The sequence below is a fragment of the Leptothermofonsia sp. ETS-13 genome (assembly GCF_049200465.1).
GTDB lineage: Bacteria > Cyanobacteriota > Cyanobacteriia > Leptolyngbyales > Leptolyngbyaceae > Leptothermofonsia.
Genome location: NZ_CP120836.1, coordinates 1,831,788 through 1,852,765, shown reverse-complemented (window position 1 = coordinate 1,852,765; position 20,978 = coordinate 1,831,788). Strand labels below are relative to the sequence as shown.

The window sequence follows — 20,978 nt, the reverse complement described above, 5'->3', positions numbered from 1 at the left end:
CATAAGCTTTTGCAGCACTAATCTTCTGCTCCAACCATAAGCTTTTGCAGCATTTCTAGCCCTTTCTTAACCCGGCGAGAAACGGTAACAGCACTGATACCTAGGCGATCGGCAGTTTCCTTTTGAGTCAGGTCGTAGAGGAAAACAAACTCCAAGATTTCGCGCGTGCGCTTTTCCAGTTGAATCAACGATTGCTGCAACCGAATCTGATCTTCCTGAGCCAATTGGAAACTGCGATAGCGGGTATCGGGCACCAACTCTCCTAAGGAAGAAGCCCCTGTCTCTTCATCGCGGATGGGAGCATCCAGACTCAACAACGCCCGATTCTGGCAAGCCAACTTGATTTCCTGCCATTCTTCCACGGTAACCTCTAACGCCCTCGCAACCTCCAGATCGGTTGGCTGGCGCTTCAGTTCAACCTGCAACTTGCGAATTGTCCAGGCTGCCTGGCGTTGAAGGGTTTGCCAACGTCGTGGAATTCGAACGGAAGGGCTTTTGTCTCGCAAATAGTGTTGAATCTCTCCCCGAATGTAGGGGATGGCAAAAGAGCTAAAAGCATGTCCTTTCGACATGTCAAACCGCTCAATCGCCCGAATTAAACCGATGCATCCTACTTGAAGCAAATCCTCATAGCTCTCGTTGCACTGGTTGATCCAATGGTGAGCTTCCTTTCTAACAAGTCCAAAATTAAGTTCTACTAATCGGTTGCGAAGTTGAGGGTTGGGCGAGTTGTGATACTCACGCAGAAGCTGTAAGCTCTCGCTTTTCAGTTCATAGTTAGCTGTCGTAGGCATGACGAATTTCAGTCGGTAGAGCAGTGACCAGATTATCTAAATTCAGACTTTGTTAAAGGATCAACAGGGAGATGCAACCAGAAACTATACCTTAAAAAGCTATGCTTGAAGGACCTGAGGTCTCACCAGCAACACAGACAATCAATTAAGTAAATCGCAAAAAGGATGAAGTGAAATTGCTTGATAGTAGATGCAAATTCCCTGAAGGACTAATGATTGGCGTTAGTTTCCTACTGTTGCAAATCAAACTTATTTCCTAACCTAGACCTCAAACAACTGCATTTCTACGGAATCTCAAATCAGAGCTAACGAAAGCTGAAAGCTAAATTCTTCAACATTGAAAATGTTTTAAAAAAAGTTTTAAAAAAACGCTTTCTATAGGCATTGGTGAATGGGTAGAAGCTTAAACAACCTCCCTAATTTTACGTAGAGCCTGTTGAAAAATAACCATTAAAAAAGGGGCTGAAAGCCCCCAGAATAGTGTTTCACTATTTGGCGATCGCCACTAGCCCATTACTCTTCAAAGGATGAATCTTCTACTTCAGATGGCTCTGGTGCTTTCGCAGGAGCTGCTTTCGCTGCCTTCTCCGCAGACTTTGCCTTTGTATTAACCTGAGCGTAGAAAATTCCTCGAATCTTCACATCTTTCGCTGCATGAGAACCCATATCTGTTTCGGAGGGCTGCTCACTTTCAAAGGTTCCAGCAATCTCCCCGGTCGTTGGATCAATCTTAGAAACCTGAAGCGAAATCTTGCCCTTATCCAGTTGGAATCGCTTTACATTCTCTTTAACCAGTTCTTCACTGTCTGCCTGAGCGGGAAGTCCAACAGCACTTTCATAACCTGCGGTCAGACCACGCCCCTTTGGATCTAGAAAGTTAGAGGTCCGATAAGAAGGAACCTTGAACGTTCCCTCAAAGTCAGTCGAACCATTGATGCTCGTAAGTCCAGGTTGGGTTGTTGCCACCAAGTTTTTAATCGTAAATAAGAAAGGAACTCGTTCACCACCCGGAAGTTGAACGGTGATGGGTTGGAAGTCAAGACCATCCTCTTCGATGAATGTTAGGCTTTTGTCAGAGTTGACTTTAAGCTGACCTGATACGCCTTCAATGGAAGAGGTGTAGCGAGTCATCAGCTTGCCCGGAACATACTCTGTTTTCTGCCGCTTATTTTCAGCCTCCTCCTTCACCAGGTAGCTGATGGGCTGGAGGCAGAGATTGGTGATGGAGTAGGACTTGTTTGGGTCGATAGGAATTGACCCACGGGCCGTTTCATCTAATTGAGGACAGGTGTTGGCTAAACCCGTCCCCTTCATCTGATCGTAAGTCGTAATCTTCTCCCTGCTTAAGGCTGGACTCTCAGCGCAGGCAGTTAAAAAGCTGAAACAGAATGCCAGAAGTGCAACGATTAGAGCGCGGTACCTCATGAACAACCTCGAATATCAACGCTAAGTAATTTTCTGCCAGGGCAATTTAGAGTCGGGCTTCAACGCTCTTCAGCAATTGAGAGGCGAGGCATGCCCTTCAACAAAGGCTGGATGAATGAATGCTGAAAATCATCCATAGATCATCTGCTTCAGGCAACTCTCGAAAGGCTAAAGACATGTTGAACCACGTCCCACATCTGACTAAGTATTCTTGTGATTCCCGGAATGATTTAACAAAGGTTTCATAAAGCATTCTACATGGCAATGTCGCCATTCCCCTGTTTTAGAGAAGAAATTGCCCTTTTTGTGATGAAGATATTCTTAAAGAGAACGATGGAAAAGTTTCGAATTATTACAAAGTGAACAGCCTATCTTCTCAGGAAGCTGGAAATGTTCATTCTTCATGTTTTTCGGAAGAAGACTATGTAAAAGTAGATGCGCTGACCGGGTTCTCCAGTTACATTAATTTTTAATGATACTTAATAGGGCTTTGTGGATGAGTGAAAGAAATTGTTTCAAAGCAGAGCCGCTAGAGCTCAGGTTGAAGAGATTGGCTAATGATATTCGGGAGTTAGCCGAAGGGCAGGGGGGGGACAGCCTGGCACTCTTGGCCTTGCTAAGGCTGTTAGAAGGTTTGCATCAGGAAATTCGAGACAATTTGTTTCAAGACTCTCTACCAGATAATCGGCAGGCACTCTACAACTTGCTAAGAGATATCGAAACAACTGGAGGGTGGCCCTACATTCATAAAATGAAACTTCAAGCTCTACTCACCAATTTGCAATCTCCTCAGGACGGTGAAAGACCGTCTGTACAATCCAATTTTTCTTCTAACAAGAACTTATCATGAAGCTTGATAAAGTAAAGCGCTGGAGAAATGAACCCCCAGCGCTTTGATACAACCCGGCATCAGACCTATCTTTAAGAATCCTTATTTAAGAATCCTTATTAGCTTGCCGACTAGCTGTCTGGATGTAGAGAATCAGTAGGAAGACAGACGGAACCAGGACGAATAGAATGCTCGCTATAAAACCCAGTTCATTGACTTGCATAAAACCTGCCTGTGATAACCTCAGTGTCAACAAGAATTAGGATACCACTGCTGGTTCCACTTTAGGGCTTCGTCACAATACTGACTGGACCATGAACCAGGGTTTGACAAGCCAGCCGATAGGTTTCAGGCTTTTTTCTGAGTTTGCGAATCTCAACTTCAGTCCGAGGTGAAAGATTTTCCATCCCCTCTTTAACTTCTACGATACAGGTGCCGCACTGACCATACCCACCGCAGTTCATCATTTTGCCTACTAGTTTATAAAGGTCGATTCCATTCTCAAGGGCTTTGAATCTGAGATTGGCCCCATCAGAAACGACGACTTCTTTGTTTTCCTTCAAGAAATTGATCGTCGTCATCGTTTGGCTCCCATTGGTCTTTACTTCGCTTGTGGTGGTCATTGGTTAGCTCCTATATCGATTTAGCTTCCAAAGAAAGATAGATAGCTCCCTTAACAAAATGTTAGATTCTCCGATTTTACATGTCCACTGAGATCGTGCTGAGATCGCGCAACCATAAAGACTTCGGCATTCAATCCAACCTTTTCAAGAACTCTGGCGGGAGATTACAAATTGCTTGCAATAGCCTCTCACACTGTATACACTTCTTTATACACTTTCATTTTCATCAACGTATTGTCGAATGGTCGCTTTAGTCCTCTAAACAGGCTAAATGATAGACCATGTTGAGGCGTGCGAGGTTAAAGGAGCTGCGGACCTGGTACATTTATCAATGTCCGTTGCTTTAATAAAATGCTTAAGAAAGCGTTGAACTAGAGCTAGTTAAAGGAGGAGCGTAGTCGATGGGGCTACCCTGGTATCGAGTACACACCGTCCTGATCAATGATCCAGGGCGGCTTATCGCAACCCACCTGATGCACACTGCCTTAGTTGCAGGGTGGGCAGGTTCAATGGCGCTGTATGAGTTGGCTATTTTTGACCCTAGTGATCCTGTTTTGAACCCGATGTGGCGTCAGGGCATGTTTGTGTTGCCCTTTATGGCTCGTCTGGGTGTTACAGGTTCTTGGGGAGGATGGAGTATTACTGGCGAAACGGGAGTTAATCCTGGATTTTGGTCGTTTGAGGGAGTAGCCGCTGCTCACATCATTCTTTCAGGTTTGTTGTTTTTAGCAGCTGTCTGGCACTGGGTGTATTGGGATTTGGAACTCTTCCAGGATCCTCGTACTGGTGAACCAGCTCTCGACCTGCCGAAAATGTTTGGTATCCACCTCTTCTTGTCTGGGCTCCTTTGCTTTGGATTTGGAGCATTCCATCTGACTGGCCTTTATGGTCCGGGTATGTGGGTATCTGACCCCTATGGTTTGACGGGGAGTATACAGCCGGTCGCACCTGAGTGGGGCCCCTCTGGTTTTAACCCCTTTAACCCAGGGGGGATTGTAGCCCATCATATTGCCGCTGGAATCGTTGGCATCATTGCAGGCTTGTTCCACCTGAGTGTTCGTCCACCTGAACGGCTTTATAAAGCCTTGCGGATGGGGAATATTGAGACAGTCTTGTCGAGCAGTATTGCTGCTGTATTTTTTGCCGCTTTTGTAGTGGCTGGTACCATGTGGTACGGCAGTGCCTCAACACCAATTGAGTTATATGGCCCAACCCGTTATCAATGGGATAGTGGCTACTTCAAGCAGGAGATCGAGCGGCGTGTTCAGGCAAGCTTGGCAGATGGAGCTTCATTGACGGAGGCTTACTCAGCCATTCCTGAGAAGCTAGCTTTCTATGACTATGTTGGAAATAGCCCTGCTAAAGGTGGACTTTTCCGCACTGGTCCAATGAATAAAGGGGATGGAATTGCTCAGCAGTGGTTAGGACACCCAGTCTTTAAAGATAAGGAAGGTAGGGAGCTTTTTGTGCGACGCTTACCTAACTTTTTCGAGAATTTCCCAGTTGTTCTAACTGACAAGGATGGGGTTGTTCGTGCTGACATTCCTTTCCGGAAAGCAGAATCTAAGTACAGTTTTGAGCAAACGGGTGTGACGGTTAGCTTTTATGGTGGAGCCTTATCAGGTCAAACCTTTAAGGATCCGGCGACTGTGAAACGCTATGCTCGTGCGTCTCAGTTGGGTGAACCATTTGAATTTGACCGCGAAACTCTGAAGTCCGATGGGGTGTTCCGTACAAGTCCAAGGGGTTGGTTTACGTTTGGTCATGCGGTATTCGCATTACTCTTCTTTTTTGGACATATCTGGCATGGAACTCGCACGATCTTTCGCGATGTGTTCGCTGGGATCGATCCGGATCTTTCAGAGGAGCAGGTTGAGTGGGGTTATTATCAGAAAGTGGGTGACAAGTCTACTCGTCGTGCAGAACCTATCTAGAACTGTCCTTTAGGTTTTTAGAGGGAGGGATTTACAGCTCATTGGCTAGAGATTTCTGGTCGAGTTTGTAGATCTCTCTTACCTTTTGGCTTGGTAAACTAATGTTGATGAATAGTCAGGAATTTCTAACATGGAAAGCGTTGCTTACATCTTTATCCTTGCTGTCTCCATTGGAATTCTCTTTTTTGCGGTTGCCTTTCGTGAACCCCCCCGCATCGGGAAGTAAACGGAACGGTTGGTTCGTTGACCAGTGAATACCTGTTTTTTGTTGGCAGATTTGTTACTCCGTGAATTAGACTTCAACAGGTGTTTGGCGATTTTCTTAGGCAAATCGCTCTCCTTGAAAAAGGTTTTGAACCCTGTTGCTCCGCTTTCACGGAGTAATTACTGTTTGCGCTCTTAAAGTCTGTGGCCACTTCTTTCTTCCCTTCAAAGGATTATCGACGCCAACCTGACCCAATCCCTTTTGAGTTGTCAGATCTCGTCATCCGTGCTGCTCAACAAAAAGATTTAGGGGAGCTGGTTGAGGTTCTTTCTAGCAGTTTCCACTCTCGCACGGGAATGATGCGCTGGTTTTTCCCCCTTTTACGCATGGGGTTGTATGAGGACTTGCGTCAGAGGTTGCGATCGCCCCTTTCATCCGACTATGTTTGTCTGGCTGCCGTACTTTCCTCAAACCACCGTTGTTCCTACATCGTAGGTACGGTTGAAGTAGCTCTGCGCCCAACCTACCCATTCCAGATTCGCAGTTCCCCCTATCCCTACCTCTCTAACCTGGCCGTGCAGTCGGAGTATCGCAGACGGGGGGTTGCCCAGAAATTGCTGCATGCCTGTGAGGAAATTGTGCTTGACCGGGGCTTTCATGACCTTTACCTGCATGTTTTAGATGATAACGCTGCGGCCAAACAACTCTATTTCAAAGCAGGCTATCGGTTGAAGCAGTCAGATCCACTTTGGTGTAGCTGGCTGTTAAAGCAGCCTCGACGAGTTTTGCTGCATAAGAAGCTGGCGTAGTCGAAAATTTCAACGTGACTTGCAAGTAATAGAAGTTAGAAGCCAGGAGTCAGGAGGAGCCAGAAGGGAAGGCAGAAGGACGAAAAAAGCCAGAGTAGGTGAGGGGGAGAGGGATAAGGAGTGAAATGCCAGAAGTCAGGAGGAGGAGTGGGGCGGCGGAAACTTAAAATTCAGAGAGTCTGGTTAGAACTTTGTTTCAATTTGACGGTGGGATGTCCCTTTCATTTGTGGCCCTGTATGCAATTCCTGATGGCCAGGTAAGACGTTGAAGCCGTCAAGATACGTCCAACTTCACACTTTCTTTAAAAAAGACAACCCATTTGCTTCTTTACTTCAAAGTTTCCTCACCTTTCCAGAGCAGTAGCCATTGACGAATGCCCTAAAATAGGTGTGGAAATTTGCCTTTCTCCAATTTCGCCAAGTTGTTTACGTGGGTGTCGAACTGTGAGAAGCAGAGGGCGCTTATTCGTTTAATGTCTTACGGCGGAGTTAATTGATGCCGGTCCTGGTGCAGACCAAAGAAAAAGGTTAACTGTGGGGTATCGGTTGAATTTTGTGGAACTAAGCCATAGCATGGCCAAAGCCTTTTGGGTTTATTTACCACTTCAGCGGTATCCTTTCTAATAATTCCAGGGCTTCACTGATATGAGGGATGAAAGCCTGAGTCTCCGTCAAGAATTGATTGAGTACCCAGAAGATTCTGATATTCTGACGCAGTTAAACAGCGGTCAGTTACTTGTGGTAAATAGCCGAAGACGGAATGGGTTAATTATCTACAAACGGTTCCATGCGGAATTTGCTGGACCCGGAGCGGCAGTTGGTAGCTTTTTTGATGTCGATTGTGCACGAGTAGTTCCGGTAGGGGACTTATCTCTTGTTTATCCTGAGTCTCAGGAAGAGCGGCAAAAGGCGTATTTGATCAGGCGGCAGTGGATTCGGCTGACTCAGCAGCTCACCGATAATCCTGTCCCCTTACAGCGGGCCCAGATGATTTTGAATCAGTTTGACAATTATTTTGGTCCTGAAATCGTGGCTGAGTTGCCAGATGAGGCATTTGCTCTGCTGGTAGGGGTTCTTCCCCAGACTGTGAGAATGATGCGCCATAACGCTGAGAATCTTGATATCCGAATCAGAATGTAAGTAGCTAGGCTCAATTAAATTGAGGATAATTTCGGAGGTGGAGAGGGTGAAACCCCCTGTCTGGGAGCGCAGCCCCCACTCCCCATTTACGTACCTACTTAGTTAGGGTTGCTTATTCGGATAGTCCTGCTCCAAGAAAATGCTTCAGGGCAGCGTCCAGCCGAGTCAGCATCCGGGCATTTTCGTCTGGGCAGCCAATGGTGATTCTTAATCCTCCGCTAATATAGCGAATCAGAGTGCCTTTGGACTTAAGCTGGTGATAGATTTTCTCCAAGCTTATCTGATTATTGACAAATTGTTGATTCAAGCGAACATAGACAAAGTTTGCTGCGCTGGACCAAACGGTTAAAGTGGAGTATTGCTTTAACGACTGGATGATGTGTTCACGCTGTTCCAAAATTTTTGGGATGGACTGAAATAGTTCTTGTCGATAAGTAAGGGCGGTCAGGGCAGCCGCCTGGGTAAAGGCGGGTAGATTGTACGGTAGGCGAACTTTTTCCAGGACAGTGGTGAGTTCGGAATGGGCGATCGCGTACCCTATCCGGTGTGCTGCTAATCGAAATGCCTTGGAAAAGGTGCGTAGAATCACCCAATTCGGTCGTTGTAGCACTTCGTTGACCAGAGTTGTCTGGCTGAACTCAAAATAAGCCTCGTCGATAACGACGAGAATTTCTTCTGGCAGGCTTTTTAACCAGGAAATTTCGGCTTCGGTGAGGGCGTTTCCGGTGGGAGAGTTGGGATGGACAACAAAGACAACCCGAATGGGGGGATTGGGAGATTGAGAAATCACCGTTTGAGCTGCTTGCCAATCCATTTCAAAGTTGATCGGCGATCGCCCCACAGCCACAACTGGAATCCCTAAAGTTTGGGCAAGGATGGCATACATCGAGAAGGTCGGTTCAGCCACCAGAATGGAACCTTCCCCCCGCAGGCAGGTAGCAATCAACAAGGACCGAATCAACTCATCGGAGCCGTTGCCAATCGAAACATGGGTGGAGTTGAAGGCGTCGACTGAGAGCTCTGCTGATTTATTCACGTAATCGGCGATCGCCCGCTTTAAGGCCAGGTGCCCCCCATCGGGATAACGATTTGCCTGAATCTCCTTCTGATAAGTCAATGCCAGCTTTTGCTTTAGTTCTTCCGGCAGGTCAAAGGGGCTTTCGTTGGTATCTAGATGATCCCACTTAATGGATTCTTGGGTTGACGTTAAATTCTCCTCTGCATGGGGGGTATAGACCTTGAGTTGAGCCAGGTCAGACCGGATGAATGAAAGCATGGCATCTTATTGTAACAATCTTATGCGGGGTAAATTCTCAATCGTCGGTTAGGCTCTTCTCCAAAGCTGCGCGACTTGAGATGGTAATGTTCAACCAGTTCATGCTGCATCCGCCGTACATCTGCCGATCGGGGCAGCAGTTCAACGGGTTGCCCCTTGGGGATGACAATTTGTTCCACAGCAAGCCGGGCTTCTTCTAACGCTTCAATTTCATCATCGCTGCTGCTACGCACAAACAGGTTGATGTCGTTAGCATCAGGAATGATGGGATCGTCTATATCCAGCATTCGCCGCAGGCCATGGGCAATCTGGGGAATTGTGCTGGCTTTGATGGTGTGGATAGGTACCTGCCGAGCTTTTGCAATATGACGCAGTTTTGAGTGATTTTTGACATGCGATCGCAAAGCTAGAACGGCGTCAGCGTTATCGATATCTTTAGTCAGGATAATGGGCAAATTGAGGGTGCGGATAACCTGCTCTAGTTGATGGCGACTGACCCCATAAGGATAGACAGACAGAATTTCCTCCCCACTGGAGTTGTGTTCTCGCCGGGGTTCACCAAACTCATCCTGTCCAGTTTCTTCACCCAGATCGATCGCCGCTTCTCCAGCGGAGAAAGTATTTTGCAAAGATTCATCCAACAACCGCTCAAACTGTTGATGCTCGGAAGGTTGAAGTTGAGCCGGAAGCGGTCGCATCTGCCCGGACGATCGCCAGCCCCGACCTTTGCTGCGCCCCTGAGCCGGAGTGGTGCGATCGTCCAGCAAATTGTCTAATCCACCAAACTGGCTGAAAGGGCTACGAGCAGGGCGGCTCTGTGCTGCCTGATCTGCAGTTTCGCTGGATAGCTCATGGGTGATAGTCACCTTACCCATCTCGCTGATTGTTCGCACTTGAGGATTAGGCTGACGACCGCGCAATAAGCTGTCGATGGTTTCGGCAACATGCTCGTGCACAACCCAGCGCTGCCGTTCCAACATCTCCACGGCAATATCAAATGTGGGAGGAGCTTTGCGCTCCAGCACACTCTTTTGACTGCCCCGTCGGCGAGCTTCTTCATCCCCCAACGTCACAGACTGAATACCACCGATTAGGTCTGATAGGGTGGGGTTTTTAATTAGATTTTCCAATCGATTGCCGTGGGCCGTGCCAACTAACTGGACGCCTCGTTCAGCGATTGTGCGTGCAGCCAGGGCTTCTAACTCTGTGCCGATCTCATCAATAACAATCACTTCAGGCATGTGGTTTTCCACAGCCTCAATCATGACCTGGTGTTGAAACTCCGGACGGGCAACCTGCATTCGACGGGCACGACCAATCGCTGGATGGGGAACATCGCCATCCCCGGCGATCTCGTTTGAGGTGTCAATAATGACCACGCGCTTCTCAAGTTCATCTGCCAGAACTCGCGCAATTTCCCGTAAGGCGGTTGTTTTCCCCACTCCCGGACGCCCCAGCATCAGAATTGACTTGCCACTTTCCACCAAGTCACGAATCATCCCAATCGTACCGTAGATGGCACGTCCAACCCGGCAAGTCAGTCCGATAATGTCACCCCGTCGATTGCGAATGGCACTGATCCGGTGCAATGTCCGCTCAATCCCAGCGCGATTATCCCCTCCAAAATCGCCAACCTTAGTGATACACTCATTCAAATCATTCTGGGAAACGGGAATGTCTGACAGGTATTCTGCTTTACCAGGAAACCGGGCTTCTGGACGGCGACCAAGGTCCATCACTACCTCAACCAGAGTGTTTTTGTTGGGATGCTGGGCAAGCCGGTTTTGAATGGGTTCAGGTAAAATCTCCAGCAATTTACTCAAGTCGTCTGTAATTTGCATGCTAATGCGAGAAGCGTCTTTATCACTCGTGGAAGCAGTTTCTGAAAGATTTGGCTTCGCATTCTGACGATTGGCTCTTGAATCTGAACTATCACGTCGAACTTCGGATTGAGCCCGTTTGTCAGAAGGTTGAAATATATCTGGATTAACCATGTGCTCTACAAAAAGTAGTTGAAGCTTACTACGGGTAGATGCTGAACCGGACTTAGATGAAATTGCTCATTGTAGGAACTCCAATGCTGGTCAAGTGTTCGCAGGGGACTTTAGCTGCGAAACCAGAGAATCCGCAAGTTCGACTGCCTGCCAAAGAAGTGAGGGGACTTCTTCTAAACGGAGCGGTTGGGATTTGATCTGAGTCATTGGTGACACCACAGGCAGGGCAGTTCTCGCGGTATCGGGTGAATGTATAGTTGATAACTGAGGTTTCTGGTGGTTGGAAAAAGCTTCCATTTCCATTGCTTCTAGCTGATTCAAAATGGGGGCAAGTAATGTGCGAGCGTAGCTACCATAGGCAACCCCGGCAATTTGAGGGGAGCTAGAAGGGGTTAGGGGTTGGGGGTGAGGAAAGAGGGAAGAAGGAAGTAGCCCAAGGCGTTTAAGTTTTGGAACCGTGTGATGGTTGGTGCCACCAGCAAGCTGAATATAACCCGGTAATTTGGCGGCCAAGACTTTTTGTCCCAGTTTGGTAGCAGCTCTCGTCGCACCGATGCCAATGTCCCCACTCATGGGACGTCCATCGGCTTGCCAAACCAGTGTGCAGGGAAGGGGGGAAATAATTTCATAAAGTGAGCGAAGATAGTCGATCAATTCGTCTCCATCAGGGCAGCTAATGGCAACTAACTTCAAATGGCTGATCCAGGGGGCGATCGCCTCCCACAAGCGGCGAAAGTTTTCTAGCCGTCCAACCTGAGTATGAATTTCAATCGCATCAATTCCACTCTGAAGCACAAATGGGGCAATCGCCGCTGGAGTGGAGACATAGGACCGGGCCGTAATTTGTTGAATTGGGCAAACGGCCAAGCAGCGACCACACCCATAGCAGCGATCGCTGATCACACCAGAAGCATCAATGGCTTGAGCTGGACAGATTGCCTCACACGGTCTTAAACAATCCGGAGGACACTCTTCCGCCCGAAATTCTGCTTTACGGAAGTGAGGGTCTTCACCATCATTGAAGCTCACCATCAACCAGGGCAAGCTTCTAAACCTAAAACCTCGTTCGCGGGCTGCGGCTCCAATCTCCTTGGCAACCTTCAAGGCAGCTTTCGCAGTCGAAATTACTGCTGGGTCGGCAGCGACATCAATACAATCAGCCCCAGCCAGGGTGTAGGCTAATACCAGATTTCGTATAGCAGGGAGGTGTTGGAAACTGGCTCCACAAATCAGTTTAAACCAGTGACCTTCCCTTAAGGATTGCAGAGGATAGTATAGTTCAGTCACCCTTACATGCTAATGCCCCAAGCACCAAATTTCGAGGCGATAGGATGGAAGCTCAAAAGATTCCATCCATTCCTCTTCCAGTTTGACATCTTAGAGGGTGCATGAACCGATCATTCTTCACCAAATATTCGACTTGTTGCTTGACCTCAGGCGGAGAGAGCTTGTTTTAAGGGTGCCCAGTGGAAGTAGCGATCGCCCCCCAGTTCCACAGCAACTTTCACGCGGGGTTCAATCCCTGGCAACGCTGCCAGATACTCAAGCTCTTGACTGGACAAAATATGCCCTTCAATGATCCACAATAGCAATCCCCTGGCACTCGCTGGAAGCTGTTCCAGGTTGTAAGTCACAATTGGCGGAATAAAATACCGATACCCGACCGCTGCCCCCGAGACAGTACCACTCTTTTTGCCCAAGTGCGGCGGACGTACTCCGTGCACACCAGTTAAATACATGGCCAGATCACCCAATCCCCGTGCTGTGATGGTGTGAGACACATAACCTGCTGCTCGGATGCGGCGCTGATAGCGTCCCTCAAACCCGCCTTCCAGCGGCACATACAATCCCAAGGAACCATAGGTCTCCAGGTCGCGGATCAATCGGCTGCCAGATGTAATCAGTGCCATAAGTATCTCTACGCTAATCAGATATATGGATAAGGAGGGGTATATGGATGGGGATTGCTCATCGTTTCCATCGATCAGTTTCGCACGCCACCCTGCATGAAGTCTAATCGCAAATCATGATGATATGCATAATTAAGAAGCCCAAAACAAAATTTCCAAATTGCTAGACAAACCTGGACTATTTACTCTATATTAAGTAACTGCCGCTTAAATTCTGATTGTAGAGCGCTTCGGCACGAGACTGGAATGTCTGGTTTCATCAAGAGTTTGCTCCTGTGGTAAGGATACTGGGTAGTTTACTGTCCAAGTCCTGACAGAGTATAGGTCTATCCAGCGCTTAGGTTTACGGCTCAGCTTCTTAAGCTGGTGAGATTCAATCAAGGTGCCCCAACTCTGTTGCTAGCTTTTTGCTGGCAAGTTCGGGTCTTCTTTTGAAAGAGCATTGCAGAGCAAGGGAGATTGACTAGTAAAGTCATTAGCCTTGCCCTCTTCTAGTGTGTAGAAAAGGGAGTCCACATCGTGTCTGTCGGTATCCTCGGCACTAAGCTTGGTATGACCCAGGTGTTTGATAAGGCAGGGAAAGCCATTCCTGTCACAGTCATTCAGGCGGGTCCATGTACCGTTACTCAGGTCAAGACGGTGCAGACCGATGGCTATTCCGCCATTCAGGTTGGGTATGGTGAGGTGTCACAGAAAGCGTTGAATAAACCCGAACTGGGCCATCTTGCCAAGGCAGGGAGCGTTCCTCTGCGTCACCTGTGTGAGTACCGACTAGAAGACTCCAGCCAGTTTGAGTTGGGACAACAGATTAAAGTAGATGCGTTCTCTCCAGGGCAGGTTGTGGATGTAATTGGTACCAGCATTGGTCGTGGCTTTGCTGGCTATCAGAAGCGCCACAATTTTAAGCGCGGACCGATGGCTCATGGTTCTAAAAACCACCGCCTGCCAGGTTCTACCGGGGCAGGAACCACTCCTGGTCGGGTTTACCCCGGTAAGCGAATGGCAGGGCGACTGGGTGGAACTCAAACTACGGTTCGCAAATTGACGGTTGTTCGCATTGATGCGGAACGGAATCTACTTTTGATTAAGGGTGCTGTACCAGGCAAGCCTGGTGCTCTGATCAATGTGATGCCTGCCAAGAAAGTCGGCAATAAGTAAAGGATGCTTCACTGAAACGTCTAACTGGATGCAAAAGCCTCGGAGCTTCTGAGAGACAGGGATAAATTTATGGTTGATTGCGTGGTTAAAGATTGGCAGGGACAAGAGGTGGGGACAGCGTCGCTCGACCTGAAGGTTGCGACTGAAGCCAATGCGGCTCATATTGTTCACCGAGCTTTGGTTCGTCAAATGGCCAATGCTCGTCAGGGGACGGTTTCGACCAAGACTCGTGCGGAGGTGAGCGGTGGTGGACGTAAACCCTGGCGGCAAAAGGGAACTGGACGGGCCCGTGCGGGTTCTAACCGTTCTCCTTTGTGGCGCGGGGGCGGCGTTATCTTTGGTCCTAAGCCCAGAGATTACAGCCTCAAGATGAATCGTAAGGAGCGTCGTCTGGCACTGCGGACGGCTTTACAAAGTCGGGTAGAAGACCTGATCGTGGTTCAAGACTTTGCGGACAAATTGCCTCGACCGAAGACGAAGGAAATGGCGAAAGCGCTAGCGGGGTGGGGAGTTGAGCCCGGTTCCAAGGTGTTGCTGATTCTGGCAGAACGGGATGAAATGGTTTATCTGTCGGCTCGCAATATTAACAACTTGAGGTTGATTTCTGCCACCAACCTGAATGTGTTTGATCTGCTGGCAGCAGATCGAATCGTGGCAACCACATCTGCGATCGCAAAAATTCAGGAGGTCTACGGTGACTGAATTTGACCCTCGTAACCTGGCTGACCTAATCCGCCGTCCAATTGTGACCGAGAAGGCGACGCTTCTGCTGGAAAACAATCAGTACACCTTCGAGGTTTCTCCAAAGGCGACAAAGCCTGAGATCAAAGCTGCGGTTGAATCGCTGTTTGATGTCAAGGTGGTCGCCGTTAAAACTCAAAACCCTCCCCGCAAAACTCGCCGAGTCGGAAAGTTTATGGGGCATCGGGCTTTATATAAACGGGCGATCGTCACCCTGGCCGCAGGAGATTCCATCACCCTGTTCCCAGAAGTCTAATGCAAGTCTGGATCTCTAAATTTCTTCTGATTTCCACCCGTCTAAAGTCCTCTATCGCGAAGTGTTATGGGCATTCGTTTCTACCGACCCACTACTCCTGGTACCCGTACCCTGGCCGTCTCAGACTTCTCTGAGATCACTAAGGATAAGCCAGAAAAGTCGTTGACCAAATCCCGTCACCGACCGAAGGGGCGTAATAATCGCGGCGTTATCACTTGTCGCCATCGCGGGGGTGGCCACAAGCGGCTCTACCGACAAGTTGATTTTCGGCGCAACAAGCACAATATTCCGGCAAAGGTGGTGGCGATTGAATACGACCCAAACCGTAATGCCCGCATTGCTCTGCTGTTTTACGAGGATGGAGAGAAGCGTTACATCCTGCACCCGACTGGACTTGCAGTGGGCACAGTGATTCGCTCTGGTCCAGATTCTCCAATTGAAGTCGGTAATGCCCTGCCCCTTGGCAACATTCCACTGGGTACCATGGTTCACAACGTCGAACTGGTTCCTGGCAAAGGTGGACAGATTGTCCGGGCAGCCGGTGCCAGTGCCCAGGTTGCCGCTAAGGAAGGAAATTTTGTGACCCTCAAGCTGCCCTCTGGAGAAGTTCGCATGATCCGGCGGGAGTGCTATGCCACCATCGGCCAGGTGGGCAATGCCGATGTACGAAACACTACTTATGGCAAAGCCGGTCGCAAACGTTGGAAAGGGCGTAGACCGGAAGTTCGGGGAAGTGTGATGAACCCGGTCGATCACCCCCCATGGGGGGGGGGAGGGCCGAGCTCCAATTGGGCGTCCCGGTCCGGTGACTCCCTGGGGTAAGCCTGCGTTGGGATACAAAACCCGTAAGAAGAAAAAAACTTAGTAACGCACTGATTGTTCGTCGCCGCCGCCGCTCCTCGAAGCGTGGCAAAGGCGGACGGGAATCATAACCGATAGGAGAACGAAGCTATGGGTCGCTCACTCAAGAAAGGTCCATTCGTGGCCGACCATCTGCTCAAGAAGATTGAGGCACTGAATATGAAAGGGGACAAACAGGTGATCAAGACCTGGTCGCGGGCTTCTACCATCCTGCCCCAGATGATTGGTCATACCATTGCGGTTCACAATGGTCGCCAACATGTCCCTGTCTATATCACTGAGCAGATGGTTGGTCATAAGCTGGGCGAATTTGCCCCCACCCGAACCTTCCGGGGTCATGCGGGAAGCGATAAGAAGGCACGTCGATAGGAGCATACAGCGATCAGCCAACAACTGAATCACTGAAGGAGTAAAGAGATGGCTGTTAGTACCACCACTGAAGTCAAAGCAAGTGCCCGGTATATCCGCATGTCACCCCATAAGGTGCGGCGCGTTCTTGATCAGATTCGAGGGCGTTCCTACCGGGAAGCGCTCATCATTCTGGAATTTATGCCCTATCGTGCCTGTGAGCCCGTGCTGAAGGTTTTGCGCTCTGCCGCTGCTAACGCTGAGCACAATGAAGGGTTTGAGCGCGCGGATTTGCTCATTACCCAGGCCTATGCTGATCAGGGTCCAACCCTCAAGCGCTATCGACCACGAGCTCAGGGGCGAGCTTACCAGATTCGGAAGCCAACTTGCCACATTACAATCGCAGTCGCTCCAGGTGCTGGAGAGGAATAAATGACTGACTCAATGGAAATGGAAACCACCGTAACACTAATTACTGCTTAAAGGGGACGCACTCGTGGGACAGAAGATTCATCCAACCGGGTTCCGCCTTGGCATCACGCAAGAACACCGCTCACGCTGGTTCAGTGATACCAAACACTACCCAGAACTCCTGCAAGAGGACTATAAAATTCGTCGCCTCGTGGAGAAAAAGCTTAGCAGTGCTGGCATCTCGGAGGTGCGAATCGAGCGTAAAGCAGATCAGATTGATCTGGAAGTCAGAACCGCTCGTCCCGGTGTGGTTGTGGGTCGAGGTGGACAGGGAATTGAATCTCTCAGGGCAGACCTGCAAAAAGAGTTGGGTGGAATGGATCGTCAGATCCGCATCAATGTTGTCGAAGTGGCACGCCCTGATGCAGATGCGGCTTTGATTGCGGAGTACATCGCCCAGCAGCTTGAGCGACGGGTTTCGTTTCGGCGGGTAGTGCGCCAGGCAATTCAGCGTGCCCAACGGGCCGGGATTGAAGGTATCAAAGTCCAGGTAAGCGGTCGCCTCAACGGAGCGGAAATTGCTCGCCCGGAATGGACCCGTGAAGGTCGGGTTCCTCTACATACTTTGAGAGCTGATATTGATTACGCTTATACGATCGCGAAAACCATCTACGGCACCCTTGGTATCAAAGTTTGGGTGTTTAAGGGGGAGATCATTCCTGGACAGGAAGAAACCCCCGCTCCTGCCAACAATCAGCCTCGTCGTCGCCAGCAGCGCCGTCGTCAACAATTTGAGGATCGCTCAAATGAAGGATAGAGCGGAAGGTTCAGGAATCAGCTGGATTCCTGGCCCCTGACTCTTAACTCCTGACTCCCTTAGGTAAACAGCCATGTTAAGTCCAAGAAGAACAAAATTTCGTAAACAGCAGCGCGGACGGATGAAGGGTCTGGCGACTCGTGGCAGCACGCTGAATTTTGGTGATTTTGGGTTGCAAGCTATGGAGCCTTCCTGGATTACATCTCGCCAGATCGAAGCTAGCCGTCGGGCCATGACTCGCTACATCCGTCGGGGTGGGAAAATCTGGATTCGGATATTTCCGGATAAGCCTGTAACCCAGCGTGCAGCTGAAACCCGGATGGGTTCTGGTAAAGGTGCGCCAGAGTTTTGGGTTGCTGTTGTAAAACCCGGTCGGATTTTGTTTGAAATTGCCGGGGTTCCCGAAGAAATCGCCAAGGAAGCGATGCGTTTGGCATCCTTCAAACTGCCGATTAAAACGAAGTTTATTACCCGTGAAATGGAGGAGTCCTGAGCTATGCCTCTTCCCAAGATTGAAGATGCCCGAAATTTGAGTGACGAGGAACTGCAAGAGCAGATTGTTGCAGTCAAGCGAGAACTGTTTCAATTGCGGTTTCAGAAGGGCACTCGCCAACTGGATAACAAATCTCACCAGTTTAAACACGCCCGTCATCGCCTGGCTCAATTAATGACCGTTGAACGGGAGCGGGAGTTGGCATCTACTGATTCGGTTGCAGAAGCGGAGTAACCCAATGGCTGTAAAAGAGAGAGTTGGTTTAGTCGTTAGCGACAAGATGGATAAAACAGTGGTGGTCGCGGTTGAGAACCGTGCCGCCCACCCCAAGTACGGCAAGATTGTGGCGCGCACCAAACGCTACAAAGCGCATGACGAGGAAAACAAATGTCATGTAGGCGATCGCGTCCGCATTCAGGAAACCCGCCCTCTCAGTCGTACCAAACGCTGGATGGTGACCGAAATTCTCAGCACTTCATCTCAACCGTAGCGGGAGGAAACCATGATTCAGCAAGAAAGTTACTTAAATGTGGCTGACAACAGCGGTGCTCGCAAGTTGATGTGCATTCGTGTTTTGGGTGGTAGCGGTCGTCGCTATGCCGGGGTAGGGGACATCATCATTGCAGTTGTGAAAGATGCGATACCCAACATGGCTGTGAAGAAGTCCGACGTAGTAAAAGCGGTAGTCGTGCGGACTCGTAAAAATCTTCGGCGTGAAAGTGGAATGAGCATTCGCTTTGACGACAATGCCGCTGTCATCATTAATAACGATGGCAACCCAAGAGGAACCCGCGTCTTTGGTCCCGTTGCTCGTGAATTGCGGGATAAGAACTTCACTAAGATCGTTTCTCTGGCACCGGAGGTGCTGTGATGACTAAACGCAAAACGTCTCCAACCCGCTTCAAAATGCATGTAAAAAAAGGCGACACCGTACAAGTGATTGCTGGAAAAGACAAAGGGAAAGTGGGCGAAATTCTGAAAGCCATTCCCAACGAAAGCAAGGTGATTGTTAAAGGGGTCAACATCCGCACCAAGCATATCAAGCCCCAGCAGGAAGGGGAAACGGGACAAATTGTAACCAGTGAAGCTCCGATTCACAGTTCAAACGTCATGCTCTATTCCGAAAAGCAGAAGGTTGCCAGTCGTATCTGCTACACCTTTACCGAGGATGGCCGGAAGGTACGAATGTTGAAAAAGACGGGAGAAATTATCGACTAATGCTTTGGCTGTTGGTGATTTTGTCCTTAGACGATTAACAACCGAATAGCTCGGATCAAGTAACAGATCAAGTAACAGATGACTCAACTCATACTTTCCCTGACCAAGCCCAGGGACTTCAAAGGAACCCAAAATTATGGCAGAACGACTTAAAGCCCTTTATCAGGAAAAAATTGTCCCCAAGCTGATGGAGCAGTTTAACTACACCAACATCCATCAGGTTCCCAAAATTACCAAGATTACGGTAAATCGGGGATTGGGAGAAGCGGCCCAAAACGCCAAGGCACTCGAAGCTTCACTGGCTGAGATCGCGATTATCACAGGACAAAAACCAGTCGTAACCCGCGCGAAAAAGGCGATCGCCGGTTTCAAGATTCGGCAAGGTATGCCTGTAGGCATCATGGTCACTCTTCGTTCCGGGCGGATGTACTCATTTCTCGATCGCTTAATCAATCTAGCACTGCCTCGAATTCGTGACTTTCGTGGCGTCAGCCCCAAAAGTTTTGATGGACGGGGGAACTATACCCTCGGTATTCGAGAGCAACTGATCTTCCCAGAAGTCGACTACGACAGCATTGATCAGATTCGTGGCATGGACATTTCTATCATCACCACTGCAAATACCGATGAAGAGGGTCGCGCCCTGCTGAAAGAGATGGGCATGCCCTTCCGGGAGAACTAGCAGGCTTTATCAAGGGAAAACTATGGCGGCAAACGACACTATTGCAGACATGCTGACACGGCTTCGGAACGCCAACTTGGCGCGACACCAAACAACCGAGGTTCCTTCTACCAAAATGACCCGCAGCATAGCCAGAGTACTCAAGGACGAAGGCTTCATTGCGGATTATGAGGAGGTCGGTGAAGGCATCAAGCGTCACCTGGTGATTTCCCTCAAGTATAGGGGGAAGGGAAAGCGCCCAATTATCACGGCGTTAAAACGTGTCAGTAAGCCGGGATTTCGGGTTTATTCCAATCGCCGAGATCTACCACGAGTGCTGGGTGGAATTGGCATTGCCATCATTTCAACCTCTAGTGGCATCATGACTGATCGTGATGCTCGCCGAAACGGGCTGGGTGGTGAGGTGTTGTGCTACGTCTGGTAAAGGAAAGACACTTTGTCAGGTTTGATGCTTGGTTGTGAATCACCATTGCTGTATTTGCTAACAGCCGTTTTGAGTAGGAGTAGTCGGTATGTCTCGCATTGGTAAGCGTCCCATCCATATTCCCAATAAGGTGACCGTAACCATTAACGGACAGTCCGTTACGGTGAAGGGACCCAAGGGTGAACTCTCCAAAGTTTTACCCGGTGAAGTTGTTGTATCGCAGGAGGGAGAGACTGTGCTGGTCAATCGACGAGACGACTCCCGCACAGCTCGGCAACGTCATGGGTTATGCCGCACTCTGGTTGCCAACATGGTGGAGGGGGTTTCCCAAGGGTTTCAAAAGCGCCTGGAAATTCAAGGAGTTGGCTATCGGGCCCAGGTGCAGGGGCGTAATCTCACTTTAAATATGGGATATAGCCATCCGGTTCAGATTGAGCCGCCTGAAGGCATTCAATTCGCCGTCGAAAATAACGTTAATGTGATTGTTAGTGGCATCGACAAAGAGGTTGTGGGAAATACGGCTGCCCGAATTCGGGCAGTCCGTCCTCCTGAGCCCTACAAAGGCAAGGGAATTCGCTATGCTGGTGAATTTGTCAGACGCAAGGCTGGTAAGGCAGGTAAGAAGTAGCC

At 49.2% G+C, this 20,978-nt stretch carries 27 protein-coding genes and 1 pseudogene; 20 read left to right on the top strand and 8 right to left on the bottom strand.

Features of this window, described 5'->3' with window-relative positions:
- Positions 1 to 17: 17 nt before the first annotated feature.
- The gene (locus P4D80_RS08315) at positions 18 to 794 is read right to left on the bottom strand and encodes an RNA polymerase sigma factor SigF (protein WP_421658569.1); all 777 of its coding nucleotides are present in this window, start codon (positions 792 to 794) and stop codon (positions 18 to 20) included.
- A 513-nt stretch (positions 795 to 1,307) separates the two neighbouring features.
- Positions 1,308 to 2,219 carry a photosystem II manganese-stabilizing polypeptide gene (locus P4D80_RS08310; protein WP_421658568.1) on the bottom strand — a complete coding sequence of 304 codons (912 nt, stop codon included), beginning with the start codon at positions 2,217 to 2,219 and terminating at the stop codon, positions 1,308 to 1,310.
- A gap of 550 nt (positions 2,220 to 2,769) precedes the next feature.
- Here P4D80_RS08310 and P4D80_RS08305 point away from each other — a divergent pair.
- Entirely contained in the window at positions 2,770 to 3,069 is a 300-nt protein-coding gene (locus tag P4D80_RS08305; RefSeq protein WP_421658567.1) for a hypothetical protein, read from the top strand.
- 85 nt (positions 3,070 to 3,154) lie between these two features.
- Here P4D80_RS08305 and psbM read toward each other — a convergent pair whose 3' ends face one another.
- Positions 3,155 to 3,271 carry a photosystem II reaction center protein PsbM gene (gene psbM, locus P4D80_RS08300; protein ID WP_421658566.1) on the bottom strand — a complete coding sequence of 39 codons (117 nt, stop codon included), beginning with the start codon at positions 3,269 to 3,271 and terminating at the stop codon, positions 3,155 to 3,157.
- Positions 3,272 to 3,332: 61 nt separating this feature from the next.
- The gene (locus P4D80_RS08295) at positions 3,333 to 3,629 is read right to left on the bottom strand and encodes a 2Fe-2S iron-sulfur cluster-binding protein (RefSeq protein ID WP_421659507.1); all 297 of its coding nucleotides are present in this window, start codon (positions 3,627 to 3,629) and stop codon (positions 3,333 to 3,335) included.
- A 443-nt stretch (positions 3,630 to 4,072) separates the two neighbouring features.
- On the opposite strand from P4D80_RS08295, the gene psbB reads away from it, so the two are divergent.
- The 4 genes from psbB (at position 4,073) to P4D80_RS08275 (ending at position 7,759) form a co-directional block, all read left to right on the top strand.
- On the top strand, positions 4,073 to 5,605 hold the full coding sequence (gene psbB, locus P4D80_RS08290; protein WP_421658564.1) for a photosystem II chlorophyll-binding protein CP47: 1,533 nt from the start codon (positions 4,073 to 4,075) through the stop codon (positions 5,603 to 5,605).
- A 130-nt stretch (positions 5,606 to 5,735) separates the two neighbouring features.
- Positions 5,736 to 5,831 (top strand): photosystem II reaction center protein T, encoded by a 96-nt coding sequence (locus P4D80_RS08285; RefSeq protein ID WP_421658563.1) that lies wholly within the window; start codon positions 5,736 to 5,738, stop codon positions 5,829 to 5,831.
- A 182-nt stretch (positions 5,832 to 6,013) separates the two neighbouring features.
- Positions 6,014 to 6,619, top strand: coding sequence for a GNAT family N-acetyltransferase (locus P4D80_RS08280; RefSeq protein ID WP_421658562.1), 606 nt, complete (start codon positions 6,014 to 6,016; stop codon positions 6,617 to 6,619).
- A gap of 645 nt (positions 6,620 to 7,264) precedes the next feature.
- Positions 7,265 to 7,759 carry a hypothetical protein gene (locus tag P4D80_RS08275; protein ID WP_421658561.1) on the top strand — a complete coding sequence of 165 codons (495 nt, stop codon included), beginning with the start codon at positions 7,265 to 7,267 and terminating at the stop codon, positions 7,757 to 7,759.
- 112 nt (positions 7,760 to 7,871) lie between these two features.
- On the opposite strand, the gene P4D80_RS08270 is transcribed toward P4D80_RS08275, so the two are convergent.
- The 4 genes from P4D80_RS08270 to ndhN all read right to left on the bottom strand — a co-directional run bounded on the left by P4D80_RS08270 (position 7,872) and on the right by ndhN (position 12,939).
- Complete coding sequence (locus P4D80_RS08270; RefSeq protein WP_421658560.1) at positions 7,872 to 9,035, bottom strand: histidinol-phosphate transaminase; 1,164 nt, start codon at positions 9,033 to 9,035, stop codon at positions 7,872 to 7,874.
- Positions 9,036 to 9,055: 20 nt separating this feature from the next.
- Positions 9,056 to 10,876, bottom strand: coding sequence for a R3H domain-containing nucleic acid-binding protein (locus tag P4D80_RS08265; RefSeq protein ID WP_421659506.1), 1,821 nt, complete (start codon positions 10,874 to 10,876; stop codon positions 9,056 to 9,058).
- Between the two features lie 243 nt (positions 10,877 to 11,119).
- Positions 11,120 to 12,316: a circadian clock protein LdpA gene (ldpA, locus tag P4D80_RS08260; protein ID WP_421658559.1), complete on the bottom strand. Its 1,197-nt coding sequence runs from the start codon at positions 12,314 to 12,316 to the stop codon at positions 11,120 to 11,122.
- Positions 12,317 to 12,462: 146 nt separating this feature from the next.
- A complete protein-coding gene (ndhN, locus tag P4D80_RS08255; protein ID WP_421658558.1) occupies positions 12,463 to 12,939 on the bottom strand; it encodes an NAD(P)H-quinone oxidoreductase subunit N in 477 nt (158 codons plus the stop codon).
- Between the two features lie 519 nt (positions 12,940 to 13,458).
- On the opposite strand from ndhN, the gene rplC reads away from it, so the two are divergent.
- The 15 genes and pseudogenes from rplC (at position 13,459) to rplF (ending at position 20,976) form a co-directional block, all read left to right on the top strand.
- On the top strand, positions 13,459 to 14,097 hold the full coding sequence (rplC, locus tag P4D80_RS08250) for a 50S ribosomal protein L3 (protein ID WP_421658556.1): 639 nt from the start codon (positions 13,459 to 13,461) through the stop codon (positions 14,095 to 14,097).
- Positions 14,098 to 14,166: 69 nt separating this feature from the next.
- The gene (gene rplD / locus P4D80_RS08245; RefSeq protein ID WP_421658555.1) at positions 14,167 to 14,799 is read left to right on the top strand and encodes a 50S ribosomal protein L4; all 633 of its coding nucleotides are present in this window, start codon (positions 14,167 to 14,169) and stop codon (positions 14,797 to 14,799) included.
- A complete protein-coding gene (locus P4D80_RS08240) occupies positions 14,792 to 15,094 on the top strand; it encodes a 50S ribosomal protein L23 (RefSeq protein ID WP_421658553.1) in 303 nt (100 codons plus the stop codon). Before rplD ends, P4D80_RS08240 begins: the two co-directional genes overlap by 8 nt.
- Before the next feature lie 66 nt (positions 15,095 to 15,160).
- A pseudogene (gene rplB, locus P4D80_RS08235) lies at positions 15,161 to 16,026 on the top strand (50S ribosomal protein L2).
- A gap of 19 nt (positions 16,027 to 16,045) precedes the next feature.
- Positions 16,046 to 16,324, top strand: coding sequence for a 30S ribosomal protein S19 (rpsS, locus tag P4D80_RS08230; protein ID WP_421658551.1), 279 nt, complete (start codon positions 16,046 to 16,048; stop codon positions 16,322 to 16,324).
- Between the two features lie 48 nt (positions 16,325 to 16,372).
- Positions 16,373 to 16,735, top strand: coding sequence for a 50S ribosomal protein L22 (gene rplV, locus P4D80_RS08225; RefSeq protein ID WP_421658550.1), 363 nt, complete (start codon positions 16,373 to 16,375; stop codon positions 16,733 to 16,735).
- Between the two features lie 64 nt (positions 16,736 to 16,799).
- Positions 16,800 to 17,531, top strand: a complete 732-nt coding sequence (gene rpsC, locus P4D80_RS08220) for a 30S ribosomal protein S3 (protein ID WP_421658549.1) — start codon at positions 16,800 to 16,802, stop codon at positions 17,529 to 17,531.
- A gap of 73 nt (positions 17,532 to 17,604) precedes the next feature.
- Positions 17,605 to 18,024 (top strand): 50S ribosomal protein L16, encoded by a 420-nt coding sequence (gene rplP, locus P4D80_RS08215; protein WP_421658548.1) that lies wholly within the window; start codon positions 17,605 to 17,607, stop codon positions 18,022 to 18,024.
- Between the two features lie 3 nt (positions 18,025 to 18,027).
- Positions 18,028 to 18,258 (top strand): 50S ribosomal protein L29, encoded by a 231-nt coding sequence (rpmC, locus tag P4D80_RS08210; protein WP_421658547.1) that lies wholly within the window; start codon positions 18,028 to 18,030, stop codon positions 18,256 to 18,258.
- A gap of 4 nt (positions 18,259 to 18,262) precedes the next feature.
- Positions 18,263 to 18,514, top strand: coding sequence for a 30S ribosomal protein S17 (rpsQ, locus tag P4D80_RS08205; protein WP_421658546.1), 252 nt, complete (start codon positions 18,263 to 18,265; stop codon positions 18,512 to 18,514).
- 12 nt (positions 18,515 to 18,526) lie between these two features.
- A complete protein-coding gene (gene rplN / locus P4D80_RS08200; protein ID WP_421658544.1) occupies positions 18,527 to 18,895 on the top strand; it encodes a 50S ribosomal protein L14 in 369 nt (122 codons plus the stop codon).
- Entirely contained in the window at positions 18,895 to 19,242 is a 348-nt protein-coding gene (rplX, locus tag P4D80_RS08195; RefSeq protein ID WP_421658543.1) for a 50S ribosomal protein L24, read from the top strand. Before rplN ends, rplX begins: the two co-directional genes overlap by 1 nt.
- A 136-nt stretch (positions 19,243 to 19,378) precedes the next feature.
- Complete coding sequence (gene rplE, locus P4D80_RS08190) at positions 19,379 to 19,924, top strand: 50S ribosomal protein L5 (RefSeq protein ID WP_421658542.1); 546 nt, start codon at positions 19,379 to 19,381, stop codon at positions 19,922 to 19,924.
- Positions 19,925 to 19,946: 22 nt separating this feature from the next.
- A complete protein-coding gene (gene rpsH, locus P4D80_RS08185) occupies positions 19,947 to 20,348 on the top strand; it encodes a 30S ribosomal protein S8 (RefSeq protein ID WP_421658541.1) in 402 nt (133 codons plus the stop codon).
- Positions 20,349 to 20,436: 88 nt separating this feature from the next.
- Positions 20,437 to 20,976, top strand: a complete 540-nt coding sequence (gene rplF, locus P4D80_RS08180) for a 50S ribosomal protein L6 (protein WP_421658540.1) — start codon at positions 20,437 to 20,439, stop codon at positions 20,974 to 20,976.
- The last annotated feature ends 2 nt before the right edge of the window (positions 20,977 to 20,978 follow it).

Coding starts and splice junctions, on each gene's coding strand:
- P4D80_RS08315 (WP_421658569.1), bottom strand. CDS start 794: ATGCCTACGACAGCTAACTATGAACTGAAAAGCGAGAGCTTACAGCTT.
- P4D80_RS08310 (WP_421658568.1), bottom strand. CDS start 2,219: ATGAGGTACCGCGCTCTAATCGTTGCACTTCTGGCATTCTGTTTCAGC.
- psbM (WP_421658566.1), bottom strand. CDS start 3,271: ATGCAAGTCAATGAACTGGGTTTTATAGCGAGCATTCTATTCGTCCTG.
- P4D80_RS08295 (WP_421659507.1), bottom strand. CDS start 3,629: ATGACGACGATCAATTTCTTGAAGGAAAACAAAGAAGTCGTCGTTTCT.
- psbB (WP_421658564.1), top strand. CDS start 4,073: ATGGGGCTACCCTGGTATCGAGTACACACCGTCCTGATCAATGATCCA.
- P4D80_RS08285 (WP_421658563.1), top strand. CDS start 5,736: ATGGAAAGCGTTGCTTACATCTTTATCCTTGCTGTCTCCATTGGAATT.
- P4D80_RS08275 (WP_421658561.1), top strand. CDS start 7,265: ATGAGGGATGAAAGCCTGAGTCTCCGTCAAGAATTGATTGAGTACCCA.
- P4D80_RS08270 (WP_421658560.1), bottom strand. CDS start 9,035: ATGCTTTCATTCATCCGGTCTGACCTGGCTCAACTCAAGGTCTATACC.
- P4D80_RS08265 (WP_421659506.1), bottom strand. CDS start 10,876: ATGCAAATTACAGACGACTTGAGTAAATTGCTGGAGATTTTACCTGAA.
- ndhN (WP_421658558.1), bottom strand. CDS start 12,939: ATGGCACTGATTACATCTGGCAGCCGATTGATCCGCGACCTGGAGACC.
- rplD (WP_421658555.1), top strand. CDS start 14,167: ATGGTTGATTGCGTGGTTAAAGATTGGCAGGGACAAGAGGTGGGGACA.
- rpsS (WP_421658551.1), top strand. CDS start 16,046: ATGGGTCGCTCACTCAAGAAAGGTCCATTCGTGGCCGACCATCTGCTC.
- rplV (WP_421658550.1), top strand. CDS start 16,373: ATGGCTGTTAGTACCACCACTGAAGTCAAAGCAAGTGCCCGGTATATC.
- rplP (WP_421658548.1), top strand. CDS start 17,605: ATGTTAAGTCCAAGAAGAACAAAATTTCGTAAACAGCAGCGCGGACGG.
- rpmC (WP_421658547.1), top strand. CDS start 18,028: ATGCCTCTTCCCAAGATTGAAGATGCCCGAAATTTGAGTGACGAGGAA.
- rpsQ (WP_421658546.1), top strand. CDS start 18,263: ATGGCTGTAAAAGAGAGAGTTGGTTTAGTCGTTAGCGACAAGATGGAT.
- rplN (WP_421658544.1), top strand. CDS start 18,527: ATGATTCAGCAAGAAAGTTACTTAAATGTGGCTGACAACAGCGGTGCT.
- rplX (WP_421658543.1), top strand. CDS start 18,895: ATGACTAAACGCAAAACGTCTCCAACCCGCTTCAAAATGCATGTAAAA.
- rplE (WP_421658542.1), top strand. CDS start 19,379: ATGGCAGAACGACTTAAAGCCCTTTATCAGGAAAAAATTGTCCCCAAG.
- rpsH (WP_421658541.1), top strand. CDS start 19,947: ATGGCGGCAAACGACACTATTGCAGACATGCTGACACGGCTTCGGAAC.
- rplF (WP_421658540.1), top strand. CDS start 20,437: ATGTCTCGCATTGGTAAGCGTCCCATCCATATTCCCAATAAGGTGACC.